This is a genomic window from Olivibacter sp. 47, from assembly GCF_030372825.1.
Classification (GTDB): Bacteria; Bacteroidota; Bacteroidia; order Sphingobacteriales; family Sphingobacteriaceae; genus Olivibacter; species Olivibacter oleidegradans.
The window spans coordinates 625883-649645 of sequence record NZ_JAUCNR010000001.1; the positions used below are offsets into that span (position 1 = coordinate 625883).

28 protein-coding genes are annotated in these 23763 nt (G+C 39.0%); 13 read left to right on the forward strand and 15 right to left on the reverse strand.

The features are described from left to right. Positions 1–47 precede the first annotated feature (47 nt). Positions 48–392 (reverse strand): winged helix-turn-helix transcriptional regulator, encoded by a 345-nt coding sequence (locus QT327_RS02685; protein ID WP_130858390.1) that lies wholly within the window; start codon positions 390–392, stop codon positions 48–50. 86 nt (positions 393–478) lie between these two features. On the opposite strand from QT327_RS02685, the gene QT327_RS02690 reads away from it, so the two are divergent. Further along, the gene (locus tag QT327_RS02690; protein ID WP_130858391.1) at positions 479–1222 is read left to right on the forward strand and encodes a glucose 1-dehydrogenase; all 744 of its coding nucleotides are present in this window, start codon (positions 479–481) and stop codon (positions 1220–1222) included. Between the two features lie 55 nt (positions 1223–1277). Here the strand turns inward: QT327_RS02690 and QT327_RS02695 are convergent, their stop codons facing one another. From QT327_RS02695 to QT327_RS02715, 5 genes are all read right to left on the reverse strand, one after another. Then, positions 1278–1664 (reverse strand): DoxX family protein, encoded by a 387-nt coding sequence (locus QT327_RS02695; RefSeq protein WP_130858392.1) that lies wholly within the window; start codon positions 1662–1664, stop codon positions 1278–1280. Positions 1665–1725: 61 nt separating this feature from the next. Beyond that, a complete protein-coding gene (locus tag QT327_RS02700; RefSeq protein ID WP_130858393.1) occupies positions 1726–2166 on the reverse strand; it encodes a hypothetical protein in 441 nt (146 codons plus the stop codon). Continuing rightward, positions 2159–3139, reverse strand: coding sequence for a heme-binding domain-containing protein (locus QT327_RS02705; protein ID WP_130858394.1), 981 nt, complete (start codon positions 3137–3139; stop codon positions 2159–2161). Before QT327_RS02705 ends, QT327_RS02700 begins: the two co-directional genes overlap by 8 nt. 120 nt (positions 3140–3259) lie before the next feature. Next, on the reverse strand, positions 3260–4021 hold the full coding sequence (locus QT327_RS02710; RefSeq protein WP_149105956.1) for a LytR/AlgR family response regulator transcription factor: 762 nt from the start codon (positions 4019–4021) through the stop codon (positions 3260–3262). Further along, entirely contained in the window at positions 4002–5024 is a 1023-nt protein-coding gene (locus QT327_RS02715) for a sensor histidine kinase (RefSeq protein WP_149105957.1), read from the reverse strand. Before QT327_RS02715 ends, QT327_RS02710 begins: the two co-directional genes overlap by 20 nt. Positions 5025–5435: 411 nt before the next feature. Here QT327_RS02715 and QT327_RS02720 point away from each other — a divergent pair, with 411 nt between their 5' ends. The 8 genes from QT327_RS02720 (at position 5436) to QT327_RS02755 (ending at position 11689) form a co-directional block, all read left to right on the forward strand. Then, positions 5436–6509, forward strand: a complete 1074-nt coding sequence (locus tag QT327_RS02720; protein ID WP_210421322.1) for an alpha/beta fold hydrolase — start codon at positions 5436–5438, stop codon at positions 6507–6509. A gap of 42 nt (positions 6510–6551) precedes the next feature. Further along, the gene (locus QT327_RS02725) at positions 6552–7343 is read left to right on the forward strand and encodes an alpha/beta hydrolase (protein WP_149105958.1); all 792 of its coding nucleotides are present in this window, start codon (positions 6552–6554) and stop codon (positions 7341–7343) included. Positions 7344–7433: 90 nt separating this feature from the next. Beyond that, a complete protein-coding gene (locus QT327_RS02730; protein WP_149105959.1) occupies positions 7434–8360 on the forward strand; it encodes an alpha/beta fold hydrolase in 927 nt (308 codons plus the stop codon). A 5-nt stretch (positions 8361–8365) separates the two neighbouring features. Then, complete coding sequence (locus QT327_RS02735; protein ID WP_149105960.1) at positions 8366–8779, forward strand: hypothetical protein; 414 nt, start codon at positions 8366–8368, stop codon at positions 8777–8779. Between the two features lie 437 nt (positions 8780–9216). Next, positions 9217–9513, forward strand: a complete 297-nt coding sequence (locus QT327_RS02740) for a hypothetical protein (protein WP_149105961.1) — start codon at positions 9217–9219, stop codon at positions 9511–9513. Positions 9514–9540: 27 nt separating this feature from the next. Beyond that, the gene (locus QT327_RS02745) at positions 9541–10233 is read left to right on the forward strand and encodes a sulfite oxidase-like oxidoreductase (RefSeq protein ID WP_149105962.1); all 693 of its coding nucleotides are present in this window, start codon (positions 9541–9543) and stop codon (positions 10231–10233) included. Between the two features lie 369 nt (positions 10234–10602). After that, positions 10603–10953 (forward strand): response regulator, encoded by a 351-nt coding sequence (locus tag QT327_RS02750; RefSeq protein ID WP_157622287.1) that lies wholly within the window; start codon positions 10603–10605, stop codon positions 10951–10953. 166 nt (positions 10954–11119) lie between these two features. Then, on the forward strand, positions 11120–11689 hold the full coding sequence (locus tag QT327_RS02755; RefSeq protein ID WP_130858402.1) for an NUDIX hydrolase: 570 nt from the start codon (positions 11120–11122) through the stop codon (positions 11687–11689). A 17-nt stretch (positions 11690–11706) separates the two neighbouring features. Here the strand turns inward: QT327_RS02755 and QT327_RS02760 are convergent, their stop codons facing one another. Next, a complete protein-coding gene (locus QT327_RS02760) occupies positions 11707–12363 on the reverse strand; it encodes a TetR/AcrR family transcriptional regulator (protein ID WP_149105964.1) in 657 nt (218 codons plus the stop codon). Positions 12364–13205: 842 nt separating this feature from the next. On the opposite strand from QT327_RS02760, the gene QT327_RS02765 reads away from it, so the two are divergent. Genes QT327_RS02765 through QT327_RS02775 form a run of 3 tightly spaced genes read left to right on the forward strand, consistent with a single transcriptional unit; the run spans position 13206 to position 16843 of the window. Then, the gene (locus QT327_RS02765) at positions 13206–13361 is read left to right on the forward strand and encodes a hypothetical protein (protein ID WP_013667701.1); all 156 of its coding nucleotides are present in this window, start codon (positions 13206–13208) and stop codon (positions 13359–13361) included. Between the two features lie 26 nt (positions 13362–13387). Continuing rightward, on the forward strand, positions 13388–13774 hold the full coding sequence (locus QT327_RS02770) for a LytR/AlgR family response regulator transcription factor (RefSeq protein ID WP_130858404.1): 387 nt from the start codon (positions 13388–13390) through the stop codon (positions 13772–13774). 12 nt (positions 13775–13786) lie between these two features. After that, the gene (locus tag QT327_RS02775) at positions 13787–16843 is read left to right on the forward strand and encodes a lantibiotic dehydratase (RefSeq protein ID WP_130858405.1); all 3057 of its coding nucleotides are present in this window, start codon (positions 13787–13789) and stop codon (positions 16841–16843) included. Here the strand turns inward: QT327_RS02775 and QT327_RS02780 are convergent. The 8 genes from QT327_RS02780 to QT327_RS02815 all read right to left on the reverse strand — a co-directional run bounded on the left by QT327_RS02780 (position 16840) and on the right by QT327_RS02815 (position 22456). Next, positions 16840–17538, reverse strand: a complete 699-nt coding sequence (locus QT327_RS02780; protein ID WP_013667704.1) for a LytR/AlgR family response regulator transcription factor — start codon at positions 17536–17538, stop codon at positions 16840–16842. The genes QT327_RS02775 and QT327_RS02780 overlap by 4 nt on opposite strands. 3 nt (positions 17539–17541) lie before the next feature. Then, complete coding sequence (locus tag QT327_RS02785; protein WP_013667705.1) at positions 17542–18669, reverse strand: sensor histidine kinase; 1128 nt, start codon at positions 18667–18669, stop codon at positions 17542–17544. Positions 18670–18993: 324 nt separating this feature from the next. Beyond that, positions 18994–19257 (reverse strand): hypothetical protein, encoded by a 264-nt coding sequence (locus tag QT327_RS02790; RefSeq protein WP_013667706.1) that lies wholly within the window; start codon positions 19255–19257, stop codon positions 18994–18996. Between the two features lie 962 nt (positions 19258–20219). Continuing rightward, entirely contained in the window at positions 20220–20660 is a 441-nt protein-coding gene (locus tag QT327_RS02795; RefSeq protein ID WP_013667707.1) for a cold-shock protein, read from the reverse strand. Positions 20661–20812: 152 nt separating this feature from the next. Beyond that, positions 20813–21088: a sigma factor-like helix-turn-helix DNA-binding protein gene (locus QT327_RS28105; RefSeq protein WP_354004745.1), complete on the reverse strand. Its 276-nt coding sequence runs from the start codon at positions 21086–21088 to the stop codon at positions 20813–20815. A 35-nt stretch (positions 21089–21123) separates the two neighbouring features. Next, a complete protein-coding gene (locus QT327_RS28110; protein WP_354004746.1) occupies positions 21124–21669 on the reverse strand; it encodes a sigma-70 family RNA polymerase sigma factor in 546 nt (181 codons plus the stop codon). Positions 21670–21924: 255 nt separating this feature from the next. Then, positions 21925–22059, reverse strand: a complete 135-nt coding sequence (locus QT327_RS02810; protein WP_013667710.1) for a hypothetical protein — start codon at positions 22057–22059, stop codon at positions 21925–21927. A gap of 10 nt (positions 22060–22069) precedes the next feature. After that, positions 22070–22456: a hypothetical protein gene (locus QT327_RS02815; protein ID WP_013667711.1), complete on the reverse strand. Its 387-nt coding sequence runs from the start codon at positions 22454–22456 to the stop codon at positions 22070–22072. Between the two features lie 482 nt (positions 22457–22938). On the opposite strand from QT327_RS02815, the gene QT327_RS02820 reads away from it, so the two are divergent. Next, the gene (locus QT327_RS02820) at positions 22939–23679 is read left to right on the forward strand and encodes an acyl-CoA desaturase (protein ID WP_130858407.1); all 741 of its coding nucleotides are present in this window, start codon (positions 22939–22941) and stop codon (positions 23677–23679) included. Positions 23680–23763 lie beyond the last annotated feature (84 nt).

Consider the following 23763-nt stretch of genomic DNA (forward strand, 5'->3'; position numbering starts at 1 on the left):
AATGCTTTTTAGCACATCAGATACTCCTATACACATAAACGACTTGGTTAACTTTCTGCGGCTTCTTTTGTTACTACATCCCGATGCGCTCTCCCCCAATTAATCATTTCCTGGATAATATTACCGAAAGTTCTACAGTATCCTGTTGGTTCATATTCAATCAATACCGGCGTGTCTACATAAACCGTTCGTTTCACCAATTTATTTAATTCCATCTCCTTCAGTTCTTTAGATAACATACGCGTAGTAATTCCTGGAATACTCCGTTCAATTTCCCGAAAACGCCTGTTACCGTTGCAAATGGAATTAATGATAGGTATCCGCCATTTCCCGCCGATAAAGTATAGGGTGTCTTGCAAAGCCCTGAGTTCTTCTTCTTGATTTCTTTCCATTTTTATTTATGTTACCTGATATACTCTGTTATACTGATTACAAAAGTATACCATTTTCAGCATATCTTTATCAAAAAAATAAAAAAATGAATAATTTAAAAAATAAGATAGCCCTTGTAACCGGCGGGAATAGTGGCATTGGCTATGCAATTGGGAAAGAACTGGTAGCGCAAGGCGCAAAAGTCGTTATTACAGGAAGACGTAAAGAGGCAATAGAGGCCGCTGCCCATGAAATAGGTGCCAGTTCTTTCTTAGCCGACCAAGCGAACCTCGATGACACCATACAATTAACGGCTGCTGTTAAAGAGCAATTTGCTAAGATAGATATCTTAGTTATCAACGCAGGAATTACCGGAACCTTGGGACCGATTGAAGAAGCGAGTGTAGAAAATTTCGATCGTGTGATGAATATCAATTTTAGGGGAGCCTATTTTACGTTGAGCAAGTTCATTCCCTTACTAAATGATGGTGCTTCGGTTGTGATACTTTCCTCTATAGTAGCCGCTACTCATAAACCAAACAGTTCTATTTATCAGGCCAGCAAAGCGGCTTTAAATTCAATCGCAAAAACAGCAGCCGCAGAATTGGCGCCAAGAAAAATCAGGGTAAATATTGTAAGTCCGGGTCCGCATAGAACGGAAATAATGAGGAAAACAGGCTTGGAAGAAATGGCGTTAAAAAGCATTACAGAACAGCTAATCAACGATATTCCATTGAAAAAAATGGGTGAACCGGAAGATGTTGCCAAATTGGTCACTTACTTATGTGATGACGCGGCCTCTTTTATCACCGGTACGGAAGTTATTGTGGATGGTGGAATAACACTTTAACCCAGGTGGCTTATATAAAGTAAAAAAGCAAACCATAAAGGTTTGCTTTTTTACGCTATAGGGAAAATATCGTATATTTTATGGGATACAGTTTTCTAAACTGGATGTAGACCATCGTTAATACGCTAAAAGCAACGAGTGCATCAACCGTAGCAGGAAAACCGATTACACTTATCTTAGAAAAGAAAGCGAAGATAATATCAAAGAACATTCCTGCAAACACCCATTCTTTTAGTCGAATGAGCTTATTAGGAAGCAAGAGTACGGCAACGCCTGAAAGCTTAAAAACACCTAATAGGTAGATAAAATGTGATGGATATCCCAATTGCTGCGTGATACCCCATACAATTGGATTTCTCGTCAGTTCGAAATAGCCACTCGCTCCAAACCAAAGCGACATAAAGATAACTCCTGACCAGTAAATAATTTTTGTTGTTTTCATTTTTTATTTAGTTATTGAATTTAAGATGAGATAGTAATAGCTTCGCCGAGTGAGTTAGCGGCTAGAAGACCGGTTTGTACCCCATGATATAGCTTATTCTTTTTTGCTGGTCTTCCGGCTTATTATTTCCGTTTTGCAGCGTCCCTTTATTAAGCTGATACGATATGGCACCCATTCCATCACTTTCAATCGATTCGACACTTAAGAGTTCACCGTTTATGGTACCTCCAACATATTGGGGATTATCATGCGAACGCCAGGTAACCAAGCGTAAAACACTACCTGCCGCAGGTAAGCTATCGCCTTTTGACAAAGTCTGATAGGCTTTTTCATTACCATATAAGGCAGCCATGGTTTGGTTCTTTTTACTCACGGAAGAGGCAATAAATTTTAAGGCCCCGGGGTCAAATACAACACGACTATAACCCTTGTTTTCCGCTTTGTCGACACAGCTGCTAAGCAACGTACCAATAAGCACTAGCATAAAAATCATTTTATTCATGTCTTATTATTTTTGAGATTAGTTCTTTACGATTTACTTTTAAGGGTACGTCAAAAAGATACCCGGTAGATTCCGCTAGCTGGCGGTGACAGCTGATACAGGATTGCTGTGCAAATAAGGCTGTTTTACCAGTGGGAATTAATTGTTGGCCACTGAATTTGGCAAAGCCCCAACCCTCTGTATTCTTATATTGCTCAGCATCCTTCACCATGAATTGTGCATTGATGAATTTACCTGCTCGGAGTTCGCCGTCGGGCCCTTCTGTTTGCTCCCAAACGGCCTTCACTACTAAACTGCCTTTAGGCCAGGGGTGAAAATTTTCTTCTTCAATCGCTTTTACGGCGATCTCGTTTCCAAAAATTACCCGGATAGAATGGTCAAACAGCGTACTCATGCTGATCACCTTCCAGTTTTTAAAAGCGTCCGTATATTTTATACCATTGGGCGAAACAGAAAACCTTTCTTCCGAAATAGTTGGAATTGCTTCCGGATGTGCGAAAGAGCTATTTGCAGTAGTGTCCTTTCTTGATAAGGATAAAGTGTACGCGTTAATCACTGCTATATCTTTTTTTGAGATTTTTGCGGTAGGATGCAATAAGGTATATGGCGATAGAGGCATTTTCCCAGCCTTTAGCATGTTGAGTATGGCGTACATTTTCCCTTCATGTTCTGCTGGCGAGTATTTTCCCCATTCGGAAAAATTTAATACTTCTCGTGCCCGATTCACATCTTTTTTTACTATCCAAGAAACTGGGGCAGTCCGCTCTAGCCAGTTCAGCTTTTGCTCATTAGAATGACATCCATAACATGACCGCTCGAGAATGGCCCTTACTTCTTTCGGAGCTTCAATAGCACCGGTGATCGGTTTACCCGCTAAAGGTTGGTTAAAAAACTGAATGCCGATAAACAGGCTAATTATCCCGAGTAATGCCAGGTATAATCGCTGTTTTCTCTTTCTTCTTATTGCTTCCATAATCTGTGTTTTTTCTATTTTCAATAGCGAAAATAGTGATGGAAACGTCGGAAGGAAACGAATATCTTGGTGGATTAGGCAAATTAGGGCCTGTAGACGGAATTTTGGGGCTTGGCCAGACTATCGATCTTCCAACCAGTGCAGAAATGCTGCTGTTTTTTCCTTTCCGATTAAAAGCTTTTCGGGTGTAGCGATATGCAAGCGAACAAACAGTTTTCTGGCAAAGTAATGTTCTACTTCTTTTATAGCCGTAAAGTTGATAAGGTATTGCCTATTTAATCGATAAAACTGTCTGCTCGATAACTGATTCTGTATTTGATCCAATGATTGGTTAATGGCATACTCATCTCCTTTGAAAGTAACGATAGATGGAGCGTTATAATTAATATAGATATAGGCAATTTGTTCGGTTTGTACCGTTTGGTATTTATTGTTCTTAAAAACCAAAAAACTTTTTTTTCCATCATCTACATTCATTCTACGAATCAGCTCTTGCAGATTGGTTCCTGTATGTTGTTGAAAGAAATTTTTAAAGTTATCGATTCTTCCAAAAGCTGTTTCAAGATCGGCTTCAGCGAATGGTTTCAGTAGATAGTCAACACCGTTAGCCTTTATTGCTTCTAAGGCATACTCCCCGTAGGCAGTACAAAATATAATAGGACAGGTAATATTCACGGATTTAAAAATCTCGAAGCAAAGTCCGTCGGACAATTGAATATCCATAAATATCACTTCCGGCATCTCGTGATTTGCTAAATAATTTATGGATGCCTCTACACTTTGCAATTTAGCCAATATGCAGATAGAAGGACGCAATTTTACAATCATATTCTCTAAAGATTTGGCCGCTTTGATCTCGTCCTCAATGATGATTGCTTTCATAAATAACTGGTAATTTAATGGTGAATGTGTTATCGGTGACTTCAATTACTATTTCCCTGTCTAAAAGATGTTGGTAGCGCTGGTTAATATTCTCAAGTCCTAATCCGGTGGAAGACTCCGGTTCTCGCTTCAGCTGGATATTGTTTTCTATCACCAAGTAATCCGTATCCAAATAAAGGCGTATTTGTAGGGGCTTTTCTAAGGAGACAATATTATGTTTTATGCAATTCTCTATCAATAACTGCAAAGTGAAAGGTGGAATCGGTGAAGTATGTACTTTTTCCGGCAAGTTGGTCGATAGTTCAATCCCGTTCTCAAAGCGTGCTTTCAACAGATACATATAGGCTTCTAATATCTTTAATTCTTCTGAAAGATCAATCAAATCAAGTTTTCTGCTTTCTAACGTGAAACGATAAAAGTCGGATAGTTTTAAAATAAAATTGACTGCCTGCGGATCTCCGCTTTCAACCATATATTTGAGTGTGTTTAAACTATTAAATAGAAAATGTGGATTTACCTGTTGCTTTAATAATTCGTATTGGGCCCATACATTTGCAGCTGTTGTCCGCTCCAGTTCTACGCTGACCTGTTGATTAAGATAACTTTGATACAAAAGGTGGATAAACATATAGAAGGCACTGCTAATGAGGATACTACGCACCTCAAACATCAGCATCACGGGACCAAAAGGCAGATGTGATAAGAGATATTGCTGTATGCAAGCAAGCAAAAACATGAGCACCAAACCAAAGAAAAGCCCTTTCAGCAGCTGCTTTGTCGAGAAACCACCTTTCGGGTTATTGGCCGTATATCTTGGCAAATTATAGACATTGTAATACCATATAATCAAGGCAAATAGAAAGGTTACGGATGAATCGACTAAAGCCTCGTAAGGGCGAAACTGGTGTTCTGCAATTTTAGGTACGGCCGTGAGCATTCCTAAAAAAAGCGAGCTGAACCAGATGAGCTTATGGGAAATTTTAAATGTCCTCACTGCTTTCATAAAAAACTAAAAAAAAGCTTCATATAGCTAGCTGATTAAATCAGATCGCTAGACAAACAATCTGTTTGATATTTCTTTCGGAAAAAATTGCTATTCATATAAATGGATATGGCATCAAACTTAACAAATTGGATTGATAATACTTCTATGAATTTATCGAAATGGACCGGTTTACATCTGATCTGGACAATACGCAGGCCGAACTAGACAAGTCTAAAACCGGGTACAAACTGCCATTCGAAATAGGTAAAGGAATAAAATAAGTTTGACAATGAAAAATGCCAAATTCAAGACCTAATCTGCCTTATTCAACCATTTAATGATTCTCTGGGAGTTCATCCCGAACTACTTTTGTTCCACTTACCAATCACAAAGCGACGGTAAGGAGTAGTGTTAAATTCATATTTTATCATGATGGAACAAATAGTCAAATATGGGCGTCGGCGCTTTTTAAGCGTCGCTGCATTAACCGTTGTTGCGGCAGAAATGAGCGGCATAGGTCTATTGAAAGCAGAGAACAGTAAAATTCCTTTTTTAACTGAGAATGGCATAAGCCCTCGATTCCGAAATTCATCTTTTGATATAATTAAGCAGGTAAAAGCCGGCGTATTGGACCTTGGTTATGCCGAAGTTGGTCCAACCAACGGTCAAGCAGTTATTTTATTACATGGCTGGCCTTATGATATCCACAGTTATGCGGAGGTTAGCGCCTTATTGGCAAACGAAGGTTATCGAGTTATTGTACCTTACCTACGTGGCCATGGCAGTACAAGGTTTCTTTCCGACCAATCACCCAGAAATGGACAGCAGTCAGCAATTGCGATGGACATTATTGCGTTGATGGATGCACTGAAAATCGATAAGGCTGTTATTGGTGGGTTTGACTGGGGGGCCCGCACGGCCAATATTATAGCTGCCTTATGGCCGCAACGTTGTAAAGCGATGGTTTCTGTAAGCGGCTATCTAATTGGAAGTCAACAAGCAAATGCAAATCCCCTGTCGCCAAAAGCAGAGTTATCATGGTGGTACCAATTTTATTTTGCAACCGAACGTGGCCGCAAGGGCTATGAAGCAAATCGGCGCGATTTTGCAAAGCTTATTTGGCAAACGGCTTCACCCAAATGGGAATTTGATGATACCACATTCGAGCTGTCTGCACCTGCCTTGGATAATCCCGATCATGTTGCAATCGTCATTCACAATTATCGTTGGCGTTTGGGTCTTGCGGCAGGTGAAAGCCAGTACGACTCCCTTGAAAAACAGCTGGCTGAGGGCCCGGTGATAAATGTTCCAACCATTACCCTCGAAGGCGATGCAAATGGCGCTCCTCACCCCGACCCTGCTATATATGCTGCCAAATTTAATGGTAAATACAGACATAGAACTCTTCAGGGGGGTATTGGACATAATTTACCGCAGGAAGCACCTGAAGCTTTTGCCAAAGCCATTATAGAAGCTGATGACTACGGCAAAGCTTCACAATAGCTGATAAATCAACAAATATATTCACGACAAATCTCAAAACAAATGAAAACAATATGTAAATGGCTTAATACCATCAAATTAACCCTTGTAGCTACACTTCTGATAAGCTGTCAATTACTTATAGCCACGGGAAATGCTTATGCACAAGGCGTTCCTGTAAAGAATATCGTACTGGTGCACGGCGCTTTTGCGGATGGTTCGGGTTGGAAAGGAGTTTACGACATTCTTACTAAAAAGGGCTACCATGTCAGTATTGTCCAGAATCCATTGACTTCACTTAGGGACGATGTTGCCGAAACGCAAAGTGTTATTGAAGCGCAGGATGGCCCGGTAATTTTAGTAGGTCATTCTTGGGGAGGCACCGTGATTACCGAAGCAGGTTTACACCCAAAGGTAAGTGGTTTGGTATATGTAGCTGCCTTTATGCCAGATAAAGGTGAAACAACTGGAAAATGGGTTGCAGCCGCGCCTGCAGCACCTGAAGCTGGGTTTACAGCAGCGGACAGGTTTGGGTTTGTATATTTTGATCCGATGAAATTTCATGCTGGTTTTGCCGGTGATTTAAGTAAAGCGCAGAGCGACTTTATGAACGCTTCACAGGTACCGATTATCGGAAAGTGTTTTGAGGAGCCCGTTGAAAACGCGGCTTGGAAAATGAAACCAAGCTACGCCATTGTTGCCACGGAAGATAAGGCCCTCAATCCGGAGACGGAGCGGGTTATGTATAAGCGCGCGCACGCTGATGTCACTGAAATTAAGGGTAGTCATGTAATTTTTATTTCACAAGCGGAAGCAGTAGCAGAGGTGATTATGAAAGCAGCAACTCAGCTATAACAAGTTAACAGTACATATATTAACGATGTGCCGATTCCTTTTCACGAAGTCCAATTTTATTAGCCTATTGCCTTAACTAAAAACAACAATATGAAAAAAATTATCTTATCAGTACTAGTCGCGCTTCAACTATTATCCTGTAAAAAAGAGGACGGTCCGCAAGAAGGCTCCAATATGGATGAAATAGATTATCATCAAACAGCAAGCACCCAATTTATTAAAGTAGGAGAAGTTAAATTTGCTTACAGGGTTTTAGGCAAAACGGATGATATACCGCTTGTTATGGTTTCTCCTTTGGGTAGCTCTATGGATGATTGGGATCCTGCCATTACAAATGGCTTAGCCGAAAAGAATAAAGTAATCTTATTTGATCTTGAAGGGGCTGGCTCTTCAAGCGGCCACACGCCCGAAAATATACCTGATATGGCTAAGGGTGTGGTAGCCTTTATAAAAGCTTTGGGGTATAAGAAAGTAAATCTTCTGGGTTTTTCAATGGGCGGATTTATCAGTCAGCAGATTATATTAACTGAACCTACCCTTGTAAATAAACTGATTTTAACCGGAACAGGACCCAAAGGTAGTGAAGGGCTTTCGAAGTTACCAGAGCTGCTGGAAAGCACGGCAAATCTGAGTCCGGAGGAGAGTTTTTTACATGTTGGTTTCACTAAATCCGACGCTAGCCGGCAAGCAGGAAAACGCGTCTACGAAAGAATTCAAAAGCGTGTAATCGATCGCGATCTTCCCTTGAGTGCACAAAGTGCCACAGCAGAATTAACCGCGGTACTGAAATGGGCTACCCCCTACCCGGATGCGCTGAAAGAGTTGGCAACAGTTAAACAACCGGTTTTGATTGCACAAGGTCAGGAAGATGTTCCCACTCCGGTGATAAATGCTATAAAGATGTCCGAGCATATACCAAATGCGCGGCTGATCGTCTATAAAGATGCGGGTCATGCGGCTGCTTTTCAATATGCACTTGATTTCGTACAGCAAGCAATTGAGTTTTTAAACAATTAAAACGAATGAAAATAATAACTGCTTTCATGTTGGCCCTTTCCTTTAGTGTATCAGCCAACGCCCAATCCTTATCCCCAGGGGGGATAAGGTCATTACAAGAATTGGCACCTAGTAAATTATTATCTATAGGCGTCACAAAATCCGCATTTCCGCAATCGCCGAGCTATATCAGTAAACAAGCGGATTTTGTATATTTTCCCTTTAGCGAACCCGTGGAAATCAACCAATACCCGCCAATTGGCCAGCGCTTGGACTTAATAACGTCTTTTGCAATTGGACGGGAGTCATACGATAAAGCTGCACTCTATAAACAACATTTGAAGTTGCCGGGTAAGTTTGTCTTTAGCGGTTCGCTGGAAGTTATACCCTGTAATGACCTCAGTTATTTTATTCCTGAACCAATTGCTCGGAATTATTAACTTTACTCATTCGTGCTCTCCAAATAACGTCTCTTATTTGTACAGTACCTTGTTATATGAGGTTTAGATTTGTCGTTCAGTAACGACTGAATATAGCGATGGTGAAGATGCATTTTCATTGAGCACGACAATGCCTACGTCATTTTTTACAACAAATTTGTTTGGAAAAATGAACATTCGGTGCGATACACATTAAATTTGACCAATCAATTTTACATTTTTCAACAGATAATTTATACCTTGTACATGTGAAATAATATGCTAGTGTACTTGTATTTTTTCTATAAAAGAACCTTAAGAAGCGGAAGAGAGACAGCTATACGACTTTTATGCAATTCGATGATATTATGTATAAAACAATTTATCTTAGTTTGTAAGTAACTATCGTAACGGAAAGTTAGTGGCATTGTAAACGCACTAAAAAACTGTCGCCAACTATGAAAAAATATAGAATATTACTTTGGGGAGCGGGCACCGTTTTACTTTTTACTTTTTTTACTGCGTTTTCCTATCGTGGCGGTATGCCTTACACCGATGATACAACGATGGGATTTCCGCTTATATTCCTCCGAAAATCAGTTGGTCAAAACGTGGAGACAGGACTTTTTGCTGAAATAAAGGACTTTCACTTTGGGTATCTTTTTATCGACATCGTTTTTTCAGTACTACTTGTTCTCGGTTTATTTAAGCTGTTCCGATTTAAATATACCGTCCCGGATGAAGAGGATAACTGATATGACAGACACTTAATGAAACCCGATATGGAAGGATCAGCAAAATTGAATCGTATTGTAGAGGCGAGAATGAAATTAAAAGCACGTTTCGCAGCAAAAATGAAAGATACGCCCTCTATGGCGGACGACAAACCCATGGGGACGGGTAAAATAAATCGGCATGGGATGCCAACTATTCCTATAGGACAGGTTGTAACTACCAAATGGCCGGTTTTAGACCTCGGTTATCAGCCCGATATTTCGCTAGATCGTTGGCGTTTAAGGATAGACGGCAATGTAAAGCATCCGGTTATGTTAACTTGGGAAGATTTTATGGCACTACCACAGACCCATGACATATCCGACTTACACTGCGTCACTACTTGGTCCAAACTGGATATGAGCTGGATTGGTGTCAGTATGTTGGATTTAGCTGCACTTGTGCAACCTCACGAAGACGCAACTCATATTCTTTGTCATGGCTATGATACTTATACTACTAACCTTTCATTAGAAGAGGCCTTGAAGCCAGACGTGCTTTTAGTGCATACCTTTGAGAACCAACCGCTGGCGAAGGAACACGGCGGGCCTTGTCGTATGATTACACCTCAACTTTATGCTTGGAAAGGCGCCAAATGGATAAAAAGAATTGAATTCCTGAACCAGGACCAACCAGGCTTTTGGGAGGAGCGTGGTTATTCGAATACCGCTTATCCTTGGCGTAATGATCGTTATGATTAACCAAAGAACGATTCTATTCATCAAATTTTGATAAAAAAGCCACCCGGATCCAAAAGGGTGGCCAAATCAAAAATGAAATCTATTCGTTTCCTATGCATGGAAACTTCTCAAAAATAACCTTGACCTATTGAATTGAAGTAAGAAAACAAAGAAACCGTTAATATTTTTAATTAACACTATATTAAACAAACTGATAATAAACAACATAAACAAATAAAACTAATATTATCATATATTTTGCACGGTATTTGTTATAACTTCATGTCGCGCAGTTCCTTTTGCCGTTAGAGGCTAAACAATATAAAGCTTTTTTTCACTTGTGTAATTTGTGCGAAGTTATGCTATACCGCTATGACTAAGAAAAAAACAATGTTATACGTTGAAGACGATTCAGAGATGCAAGGTCTGATTATGGATATTCTCGATTATGAAGGTATTGAAGTTATCATGGACACCGGGAAAAACTTGTATAGATTGCTGGATGAACATGAGGTAGGCATGATTTTAATGGATGAAAATCTGCGATGGTGTCAGGGAAGCGATCTTTGTAAGCAGCTTAAATCCTTAAGTAATTACCAGCATGTACCGGTAATTATGATATCCGGACTATGGGATATTCCATCAATTGCACTGGAATGCGGAGCAGATGGATATATACGTAAACCCTTTGATATGTATGATATTATGTCGACAATCAATCTACACTACGCGCATTCATAGTCTAAGCTGATTATTCATGACGGTCTATCGCCATTTTGATTTTCCACCGTTTCTGCAATACTTAGGTACTGACATTTATCAGAGCAGTAGCCGTATTATCATTATTCCGCCTATAAAATTGTACTGAATTAGTTAACAAATAAGTTAAAACAGTTACTTTTACGTCATGTCTGATAGAATAAAACCGTGGACTCTTTTAGAAGACGAGGATATTTCGCCAAGCGTCTGGTATCCTCTACATAAGCAAAAAGTAGAATTACCAAATGGTCTGATCGTAGATGATTACTTTTTATCTCCACTGGGCGATGTGGTGCAGGTTTTAGCTTTTACTCCTGACAATCAGGTGGTACTTACTCGTCAATATAAACATGGGCTTGGCGAAATTCTAATTGAAGTGCCCGGAGGAATGCAACAAAAGGATAAAACGCTAAAACAATCAGCCGTAGCCGAGCTTGAAGAAGAGTGTGGAATCAAAGCCGCTGAGGAAGATTTGAAATTTATCTGTCGTTTTGCTATTAATCCAACTAAACTCAAACAAATAACCTATGGCTATATCTTATTTAATGCTGAATTCAATGCTGTACAACGTCTGGACATCACTGAAAATATAGAAGTAATTACGTTACCGGCATCGGAAGCGCTTCGTATGGTTGAAAATGGTGAAATTTGGGTTACGGATTCAATGAATTTAATATTAATGGCAGCAAGAAAATATCCGGCTATTTTTAATGTCTAAGAATCCTTTGCTTACGACTAGGTCATTTGTTGATTAGCTATATCTCCATCTAAACCGTTAATAGCGGTTTTTATTAAATATATTAAAAACTGTCTCAAATTTATTTTGAACTCTTTCTGCAAACACATAACACCGAAACAAGAAGCATGTCCACCTATTCTGTATTGAAACGCCATATACGTAATACCACCTAAAATAATCGGGAATAGAAACTCGAGGAGAAACGGCTTTCCCGTTGAGTCAGTTAATTCGGATGTTTTCATCATCTTCAACATGCGTCGTTCACGAGCCGATACCATTTTCGCGATCGCAGCATCTGTTCCCATAAATTCGGCAACTGCGAATTCTCGGTATAGGGGATCTCTCATAAGTGCATCAAAATGTTGAACGATAAGGTGCGCTAAGAGTTCAAATCGCATAGCTTCCTCCTGTCTCGCCGCTAAAGCGACTATTTGGGGTAAGTTCGCAATAAGGTAGTCGTGTCGGCTGTACAGTTCTTTTTTTACACCATCTAAACTACCGAAATGATTATAGATCGTCCACCGGGTGAATTTGGATCTATCGGCGAGACGACTTATTTTTAGTGCTTGAAGACCTTTTTCTCGTATGATATTGGCAGCTGCCTCTAAAATAATAGCTCTTGTGCGCTGTGCGTTTTTTTTCTCTATCTCCATCGTAACCCTATCTATAGGTGTATACGAAATTGCATGGTTTGCCTTGCAATTAACAGTTAACTTTACGAACAGTGCTATAGCATCTATCAATTCGTTTTCTTGGTCTACTTTTCGCATGCTGAGCCATGCGAGCTTATACTTCGATTTAGTTAATTTGTCTTAGGTTTGGCCTCATATCACGTCGAATGGTATCCAGTCTACAGACTGACTTTCTCAAACGGCTACCAGACGTTGCTGATGTAATGTTGTTTCTCTTCGGAAAGTTTGCCGTATTCACTACGGGTAGACATAGTTTGAAGCGAGAGCATAACACTTTCTTAGCCAATTTTCAATAAACAGCATAGTACTGGAATACCTTCGATCATGTTCCAAATTGACAATAATATATTGTTCAATATGAAATATCCTTGAGCAAATGTAAGTATTATAATCACTCTGAACGAGCCTCCACCAGATGCAGATCACTTTCATTAAATTATTGCTACACTTTTCTGATTTTGTTGATAAAATCATTTATTACAACAGATAATCAATAACTTACAAAAAATACCTCGGTTATATCCTAAAAGAACGGGTGACAATTGCGCACATCAAGCACTAAAGAAGCCGAATTATCTATTCTACACTAAATTGAATTTGTGGTTGACTGATGATTTATTAAATACCTAATATAAGTCGTCACGAGCAACAGATTTCTTCATACCAACTTGGTAGCAAAAATTCTTGGCAAAACGATGTTGAGCGTATATGCAAGTTGGTATAAGAAGATAGGCGGTTGATTAAATAAACATGCCTATCAAATTCATTCCCCTCAAATTAGCCTAGGATAAATTATAAACAACATGGAAAAGTTTAACAAAAGTCTTTTAGAAAGTTATTTAAGAATCGAAGCAGAGTGTATCTGCACTATAGACGCACCGCGCGAAAGTAACCAGCATCTTCGAGATGGTGACGAAACAGTGAGCAGCATGACCTTTACCACATCGAATTTCATTTAATACTCACCTTGCTAAAATAAAGGAATATGCGATGCTTGATATGCGCTATCGTGGAGGATGAGCCGCTCGCTGTACAAATGCTCAAGGGCTATATCAGTAAACGGTCCGATTTAACGTTGGTAGCTACGATTGATAATGTGTACGATTTTCATGTGATTATAAAAAGAATTACGCCGGATATCATCTTCCTTGATTTCAAAACACCTGGTTTTGATGGCGATGTTGACAAAATACTGGATCAAATCTCACCTAATTCAATTGTTATCAACACATCTGCTTCACCCCTATCCCACTTCAGAAATAAAGAAGAAATAGAAAACAATAATAAGGTTTATGAATTATTGAAGCCCTTTTCGCTTGAAAAATTCAATGAATGCATTGACTTTTTGTTAGGAATAGGACACTTCCAGTAGACTCTGCATGCGATGTTAAGTAATATTGAACATTTAGGTTTCTTTTTATTAAGATTGCCAAGTTTACCATTGCAGGAAATTCAAAGGATCAATGCCGATAATACGGCCAGCCTAGCCGAAAACCTACATGATTTGCTCAGTCGTAATCCGGAAGTATTGGAAGCTATTTCATTTGCCAGCAAAGATCTCTATCATACCTATCTTAGCTGGTTAGAGAATGGATATATGCCAGATCTAAAGCTACTGGTTACTCTGTATAAATATGTCTCTCGCATGGCTTCTCGCGCTACTCCCTTTGGTAGTTTTGCCGGTGTCTGCATGGGGCATATCAATGATAATACGAGTACATTAACGCTTACAGGGCACGCAACTATCTATGCTCGTGTGAGTCTAGATCACTTGATGCGTCAACTTCATCAGCTACAACAAAGTCAGGATTGGCTAAACGACATTGTATTCTACACGAATAATAGTATTTACGCAGTAGGCGGTTATTTCAGGTATATACGTTTTGAAACCGTAAAAGACAAAAGGACTTTTTTTCAGGTTAAACTTAAGATAAACCCTTTATTGAAATTGCTTTATGATTATGCCAGGGAAGGGAGAACTTTCAGTGAACTCATAACCTTTCTTATGGACTTTGATATTGAGAGAAACGAGATAACAGCCTATCTATCTAAGCTCTTAGATAATCAATTTCTAATATCGGAATTAGAGCCCACGATTTTGGAAGACCAAGATATTCACAAGCTTACTCATAAGTTAAAGGGAACGGATGCCGCAGTTGTAGAGATGCGAGACCTATTAACTTTGTCATCTTGCTCCAACAGAATAGCTACCTTAGATGAATTCCCATTCAACGTTGTGCTACCACAGGTTGATAAAAAATTCATCGCAAAGGAGGTCAACCTGAAACAATCTGTAATACAGCTAATAGCTAGAGAATTGTGTGAGCTACATCCGTTGTTTACATCATTAATACCACAAGAACTGCAGGTTTTTATTCAAAAATTTAAAAGGCGATACGAGATGATGGAGGTACCACTGCTGGAAGTACTTGATGGGGATTTGGGTATCGGCTATGGAAACCTCGATAATCAATATAAAAGCGAACATCCTTTAATTAACAACCTGGATATAAGCGAGGGTAAGAAACAGCTCACATCGACGCTTGAAGAACAAGTGATGACTAATGCGTTGTTTTCCGGTTCACGGCATATAGATCTGGAAACAATTTATCCTCTTTTGGAAAAGAGACAGGAGAACAGTGCTGTTGCGCCGACCTGCTACGCCATTGGCAATCTTTTGACAAAAAAAGTAGAGGATTTGGATAACGGCAATTTTCAATTTCACCTAGCCGCATGTAGTGGATCGTCAGCAGTAAATTTGATGTCGCGCTTTGCTTATATGGACGAGGCGCTGAAGAATAACCTTCGAAGCTGCGCTATTTATGAAGAACAATGCTTTGATAATGTGATTCTGGCAGATATCAAACATATACCGGAGAATAAAATAGGTAACATCTTGCGGCGGCCGAAGCTGTACAGTTATGAAATACCCGTATTGGGACTTACTTGTACAAAAAATAAAAAACAAATCCCTCTTTCGGACCTTACAGTAACTGTGAGAAACAACCAGGTTATTTTGTTCTCCAAAAAACTAGACAAAAGGGTTATTCCAAGGTTGAGTTGCGCTCACAATTTTAGACAAGGAATCTCCGTTTATCGATTTTTATGCGATTTGCAATATCAAGACACCCCTTTTTCCATCTATTGGAACTGGGACAAATATAAAAGGGCTCCGTTCTTACCTAGAATCAGCTATAAACATCTTATCTTATCTCGCGCGCGCTGGTATATAAAGCAAAGGCGCCAGTTCGATATAAATTGGTTTAGGCAGCTGCAAAAGGATCTACGATTACCGAACGAAATATTGATCGCTGAAGGCGACAATGAATTATACATTGACATCAGAACCAGTTGGGGAATGCAGTTATTGAAAGACAAACTGGCGTTGGGGGATGTAATATTATATGAGTCTTTAGTGCACCATAGCACTATTATTAAGGATACAAACGGTAATGCTTTTGTTAACGAAATTATCATTCCTTTCAAATCGATTGTAAAAAAGTGCGCGTTCATCGAAATGACCCCGTTGAAGAACAAGGAAGTGAAACGGAGTTTCTTGCCTGGAAGCGAATGGATTTATATAAAGCTTTATTGTCCACAGAAAACTGCGGATGAAATATTGGCTGAAGATATCATGAACTTAGTTAGACAGCTTAAAGAATGGCAACTCATCGATAAGTGTTTCTTTACGCGCTATCATGACCCCGAATTCCATATCCGTTTGCGCCTACACGCACCCAATAACAGTAAAAAGGCTTATAATAAACTACGAGAAATTTTACGCTTCACTATGGAACATTTGGCCTCTCAAAACAAAATTTGGACAGTTCAATACGATACATATGTGAGAGAACTTGAACGTTATGGCGTTGATAATATCGAGCATTGCGAATCGATATTCTCAATTGATTCAGCGGTTGTTTTGGATTTTTTGGCAACGCTGCCCAAGGACGACGTAAATGTGCGATGGCTTTTTGGATTAAAGGCCGTTGATCAACTATTTAACGCTTTCGGAATAAATCTATCAGAACGTTTCGAATTAACTGAAGAATGGAGTTTAGCGCTGGCCAGAGAATTTAAAATTGATAAGGTAAAGCAAAAAAAGATGAATCTAAATTACCGAAATCATGCCGCTTCCATTGATGCTCTGCTTTGGCATCAAGAGCCTTCCCGGATTTTCGCGAAAGATCTTCTTGAAAAGCGATTCCAAGGTATTACCCATATATTACAAAAATGGAAGCCAAATAAGATTGAGGTAAATAAGCTAATTGGAAGCATCTGCCATATGTTTTTTAACCGACTTTTCTTTTCGGATCAGCGAGCCAACGAAATGGTCCTATATAGCTTTTTGGCTAAAAATTACCGATCAAGGATAGCTCGATCGAAGAATGAAAGCGCTACCACCTTTGCAATTACGACAGGAGAACTATGTCCAAGTTAGTGATTCACTAATTTTTTATAAACCTCATCCCGATAGGTAACACCTATTGGGATATCTTTTATACTCCCTCTCATAATGATCTTGTCCGGATCGACTGCTCGCACAAAGTTTTTATTGATAATATAGGACTTATGGGTCCTCAGAAACACATCCTGTGGTAGGTCGTTGGTGATTTTTTTTAATGAGTAAATGATCAGGAACTCCCGTTCAGTTGTGGATATTCTGATATATTCCCGGTCGCCCTCTACGTATTGTATTTCGTGATAGGGAACCAGATAGTTCCTATAATTGTCTTTAATAGCAAACGTACCAGTCTGCACTTTTTCTACTACATCATTTCGAGTAAGATGGCTCTGTGCTCGCGATAAGGCCTTGAATAACCTTTCAAATGAATAAGGCTTCAGTATATAATCGAATACTTCCAATTCAAAGCTTTCCAATGCATAGTCTGCTCGTCCTGTAATAAATATGAAAAGCGGTCTTTTAGATAGCGATTTCAGGAAATCAACCCCATTAATACCAGGCATATTAATGTCTGAAATGACCACATCGATGTTGTTTTTGCTTAAAAAAACGATTGCATCCATCGCCGTTTCGAAACTAGCTTCCAAACTTACAAAGGGGATCTGAGTGATATGTTCACTTATGCCTTTTCTCGCCAACGGTTCATCTTCAATTATTATACATCGTAGCATATTTCAATTAGATTTCAGATTAATTTTCAAATGTACTGAATATACGTTTTTTTGTACCCCATAGGACAAATAATACTTGTCCTTATAATGTAAGTCCAATCTTCGGAGAATATTGGACATACCCACCCCTCCTACGGATTGACTATCATTTGGTTTAGCGATGTGTTGGGTAGATTCTACTTCGTTCTCTACCTGCAAAAATATCCAATCGTCGTTTACGTCAATGTTAATGTAAACGAAATTATTGTTAGGGCTTTTATCCGGTCCGTGCTTGAAAGCATTTTCCACAAATGGTATAAGCATCAATGGACTGATTTTATAAGGCTCTTTTATATCCGTAATATACGCTTCGATCTGCACGCGTTCACCGTATCTAATATGCATAAGCGCTATAAAATCTTTAAGGAATTCGAGTTCCTTTCGTAAGGGAATAAAATGATTTTGGGATTCGTATAGCGTATAGCGCATTAACGTCGAAAGACGCAGAACCATATCTCGGCCTTTATCATAATCCGTATCGAGTAGTTGATAGATATTGTTTAGGGTATTAAATAAAAAGTGTGGGTTTACCTGCGACTTGAGAAAATTAAGCTCAAGCTCGAGGTTGTCGCGCTCTAGCCTTGTTTTAGTAAGTACTTGTTCTAACATGATTTTCACGAATTTCGGCCCAACGGGGAGTGAAATAAGAAAGATAAAATCAAGCACAAAAATGTAAACATTCTTCACTATACTTAAAGGTCCATCTGTCAGTACAAGCTCAAGATACTTACCGAATCTCGGTCCATAGTTTTTGAATGTAGCCTGAAAGATAAAACATGCAGCGTAAGTTGTTAAGGCCCAAATTACATACAAGACTGCTATCCATAACAGCACAAAAGGGATACCACGTGGATTGGAGAAAACAGACACAACTTTTCGAGAAGATAGTGAATAAAAAGCAATCATCACCACTAATAACTCTTTTATTACAAATATCCATACGTGCTCGGCGTTACCGATCAATCTATAGTAGTTAAAATAATAAACTACAGCGATTAATAGCCAAAAGAGACTATGATAAGCTAAACGTAAACCCAGCCGCGAAAATACTGAGTCACTTGACGTTGGAATACGTAGCTCACTAACATTCATCTTATTGACAGGTTAAGTGCCATAAAAATAGGCTTTATTTCCAAAATGCGTTATATCGGAATGCTTAAAAATAAAATAGTTTAGCAAATAGTTCCCCATTCTTGAACAACTATTTTTAGACCATTCTAATACGGTTTGGTTATTTTAGCGAAACTCTCGACAAGAGGGCATACTTTACAGCACAGTTTAATAAAGGCCGCTTGAGAAAGCGGCTTTTATTATGATGTAAAATCGCTCCCTTAACTTATCGTTCCATCTATCAGATCGATATAACGTACATGGGGGATGCTGTCCACCATAAGATAAGTATGATTATTAAATCGTTTAGACATTTTTTTTACGTAAAAACATCCAGAGTACGTATAGCAAAAAGCAGACGAGCCCTAGCATCATATCAATAAACAGATTGGTAGGGATTAAACCTACAGATGTATCTGTACCATGAGAAGATACAAAACGCTGCACTTCGAGGTAAGAGAAGGGCTGTCCAAACTGCAAACCTCCATGCTGCAACCAAAGGGAAAAGTTAGGTCCCAACAGTAAAACAATGATTAGACAGATCAATATATAGGATATTCTATTTCTCATGTTTTGATTTAGAAAGCAGATGGCATCTAACCATAAACTTTGTAATGCAGTTATGACGATCACTTTTCAATCGGAGATGGCCTCTGTTGATGATACGACTTTGTTTCTGTTTTATTTATAGCAAAAATAAGGAACCACTAATTTCAGGGAAAGAAATTTACACATAAACAGCCCTACCTTACACGAAAATCTGTGTCAGCTACATAACAACCCCACATGGAAAGCGTATCTCAATGAAGTGAATAAAATGTCATTCACCCTGACAGCTTGTCTGCTAAAGTCCTATATAATGTGTATTCAGCTTTCGGCATAAGATTTGATAGTAGAAGGACAGGTTTAGGTTGATTAGAAAAGTCCGGCGATCCCAAAAGCCGGGCTTTTCGCTTTTATTAAACTTAGTTTGTGTCAATTACTCAGAAGCATACGCCCATACGCAGGTTTATATAGCTGTAGCTTATCCATAAACCGTATTCCCTAAAATCTCAAGATAGGCTTTTCTCTTCCGCAACCTTTTTGCTTGATCCGAAAAACCATGTATCGAAAAAAGAAAAGCCTTCAACCGGGGAGATTGAAGGCCTTTACTAACCAATTATAAACCTAAATTATGATGACACAAATATCGCATTAAAGAGACAATGTTGCAAAATGATTAACATATTTTAACAAAGCTGGCAGTAAACGCCCACTTCTGCAACATCAACTATCATACGCGCAAAAATTCGATTACTCTTTTACGGTTATAGCGGATCCGTTTAATAAACCACTGACAAACAGGTTGCTTGTAAACCATTCAAAAGAAAACCTTGCGGTCATCGCGACGGCAAGGCTGAGCATTGGTGTTTAATGCGATATAACTGTTGTCTATTAACCCTCAACGTTAGCTTTTGTTTTGAGGTATAGAAATTTTTCTTTCGTTTTATTAGGTATTCGGCCCATTGCAAGCTAGTTCATAAGATTATAGTTTATACCACCTGAATTTCGTAGGCTTGTAAGCCTTTAGGTCCCTTTCGGGTTCTGAAATTCACAACATCATCAACTTTGATAGACGCAGGTGCCTCGGCAATGAGGAAAAACACACGTTCTCCAAATTCGTTGTTAATAAAGCCCCAACCACGCTGTTCATTATAATACTTCACCTTTCCTTTATGCACATCGTCTTCCTCCACCATTTTGGGTGTGCTAATCTGGATCTCTTCGACGTTAATCTTTTGTTTTCTAAATTCTGCAGGTTTTTCAGTAGTCAAGTTTCCATTCTCATCCACATACGCCAACATATCTTCCAACGATTTTCCCTTGTCAGATTGACTACTCCTATTTTCCTTTCTTAGCTCTTTATCCTTTTTCTTTTGTTCGCGCTTTTTAATATTTTCTTTCTTTCTGAATGTTTCTTGACTTCTACCCATACGTTATTATTTATGAATTAATAAATGAAATTGACCGTGTTTACAATGAAAAAGGAGACCTGCGGAAAAAGGAGACCGGAAACAGAGTAAGTGAGGTTTTCGTCAAATATACGAAAATATTTGTACATCTCCTATGAAGGAGAGCGTATAAGCTAAAGATGTTGCAACAAATCGCGTCCCGAAGACGAATTTTTAATATGTAGAAGCGCCTTTGTTTTCAACTGCCGGATACGCTCCGGTGTAAGTTTTAACTGATAGGCGATTTCGTCCAGCGTTTGCGGCTCACTATTGCTTAATCCATAAAACATGGTAAGAATTTGCCGTTCACGTGATGAAAGTTTCTTCAGCACCAAATCAATCCGCAGAAAGAGCGAGTCTTGAATCAGTTGCTGATCAGTGGCAGGATCTGAACTAGCTAAACTATCCAACAATCGCTCTTCTTCCGAGAATACTGATGGAGCATCTATCGACAGCTGCCTTTCAGCATTTGCAAAAGAGGCAATAATACGATCGGAGTAGTTCCCAGCTCGACGGCTAATTCTTCCACGCTCGGCTCGCGTTCTAGGCGTTGTTCCATCTCAGCCTGGGAACGCCGCAGTTTGATCAAGTTGCTAATCTGATTTCCCGGAAGTCGGACCGCTCTAGACTGAATGGAAATAGCGGACATGATACTCTGTCGAATCCACCATACTGCATAAGAGATAAATTTAAAACCCTTCGTTTCATCAAAGCGTCTAGCAGCCTTTACTAAGCCGGCATTCCCCTCATTGATTAGATCTTCCAATACCAATCCCTGATGTTGATACTGCTTTGCTACAGAAATCACAAAGCGCAAGTTGGCCTTGGTTAAACGTTCGAGCGCAAGTTGATCTCCCTCTCTTATTTTTTCAGCTAAAGACACTTCTTCGTCGGCACTGATTAATTCAAACTTGCTAACCTCATTTAAATACAGACTGAGGGAACGGTTATTACGGTTGGTAATTGAATCGGATATTTTTAATTGTCTCATTGATTTTTTTTTACGGATACGTTATGCCTAAAAGCGAAAGCATTCTTCGACTAAAAAGAATGCTCTTACATATGCGGATAGCTTAGGCTATCTTAAGTTCGATGGCGCTTAGGCCTTTAGACCTTTGTACTACCTTGTAGGTAACTTGATCGTTTTCATGAATTTTTCCCCGTTGTGGTATTGTAAAGCCAAAACCGCGAGATCCATTAAAAATTCTTACTATTCCCTCCTGCATAATGGCTTTTGTTAAGCTTATTACTTCTTTCCTTTTGTTAAGTTAGATTTTCCGGTTGTTATTATTTCTGTTTTTGAAGAGGTCTTTTTACTGTTTTGATAATCAGAAGAACCCTTCTTCTCGGTGCTTTTGGGTGTTTTTTTGTCTCTGCTCATGGTATATTTATTAATTATTTCCCATTAATCGTTCTAACCGACGGATATTATCCTCAAGTAAATTTTTGTTTAGATCATCATAATGGTCGATACGGTATTGCTTTAATACTGCTATCACCGCATCAGCCTGTGCAATAAGAGATGATATGTAATGTAGTGCGCCACTTTTTGCATGTTCCATCGCCGTAATCTTATCAACGAAATCCTGCTGAATAGAACGCATTCCGGTAAGCGAATATGCTTGATTGGTTAACGAATAATACACTTTCACGGGATGGTTGTCTTTCCAAATTGTCTTGAAAGGCTTCATATTAATCCGAGTGAAATCATTCGAAGACATCTCAGTAATTTCGGTATTATTTATTGAGACCCGGTAGTACCGATAATAGCTCTTCATCGTAAATTGTTTTTAAGTAAAGTATATTCTTTTAGGAAGGAACTTGCCAGAGCATCCATTCAAAAAATGAATGATGAGATGCATTGCTTCATTACCATAATGATCTTATTCTATTAAAAATTACCGCTCAGTCGATATCGATTGCTAAATAATTTGATAAAAAAAGAAGTATTGTTCCAAGGGTTCATGATCTGTAGCCTCGAGCTACCTAGTAGCCCTATATCAACCAATTTTACCCTTTTCTTTTGGAGATATGCAATAAAGGTAATAAAATAATTGACAACCAATGAATTGTACCACTTTATTTTTTTAGTCTCCCTCTTTAAATCATTGCTTTTTTTGTTATTACCAACCAAAAAAGTTATCTTTACATTTTAGAGTACAGTTAGCATTCTACAGGTTACCACTTTCCTTCTTTCTACACTGCCAAAGTGGGCTTCAAATTTTTTCTGCATTCTTGATTTATTTACACAATTAGTTTTATGGTTATTTTCATTTTTTTTATCGGACTATGGTATCTGTCCCTTTTTTCACAAACCTTCTTTCAACATCGATATGCAGCACATGGCTCCTTTACGATGAGTAAGTTTTGGGAGCGTTTTTTTTTCATCTTCGCCTATCTCACCCAGGGTTCTTCTTACATGAGCGCCCGAGCCTACGCCATTATGCATCGCATGCATCACGCTTATACTGATACCGAGAAAGATCCTCATTCTCCTCGGTTCTCATCTAATATCTTCAGTATGATGTGGCGTACACGAAATATTTACGGGAATATTGTTAACAATAAAGAACCGATAGAAACACGGTTTCTTAAAAACTTGCCTGAGTGGAAAGGATTTGATCGCTGGGCACATTCGGGAGTATCGCGACTTCTGTGGGTAGCTGCCTATTTCGCTTTTTTTCTATTTTTTGCCAACACCTATTGGTGGTTTTTGCTGTTGCCTATTGTAATCACGATGGGTGCGTTTCATGGCGCGATCGTTAATTGGTTTGCGCATAAATATGGCTATATAAATTTCAGGTTACGAAACACCGCTAAAAATTTATTGGTTATTGATGTATTGATGCTCGGTGAATCGTACCATAATAATCATCATAAGCATCCTTCATCTGTAAATTTCGGAAATCGCTGGCATGAAATAGATCCTGTTTATCCCATCATTGTTTTGTTGAAGTGGCTTCGGATTATTCGCTTTCCCAAACTTACTCCAGTAATTTAACTCATTAAAAGCCGAATAACGATCTGGTTTATTGCTTTTTTGGCGGTTTAGTGCTAGGCGCCGCGAAGTGTCGATGCAGCTTCC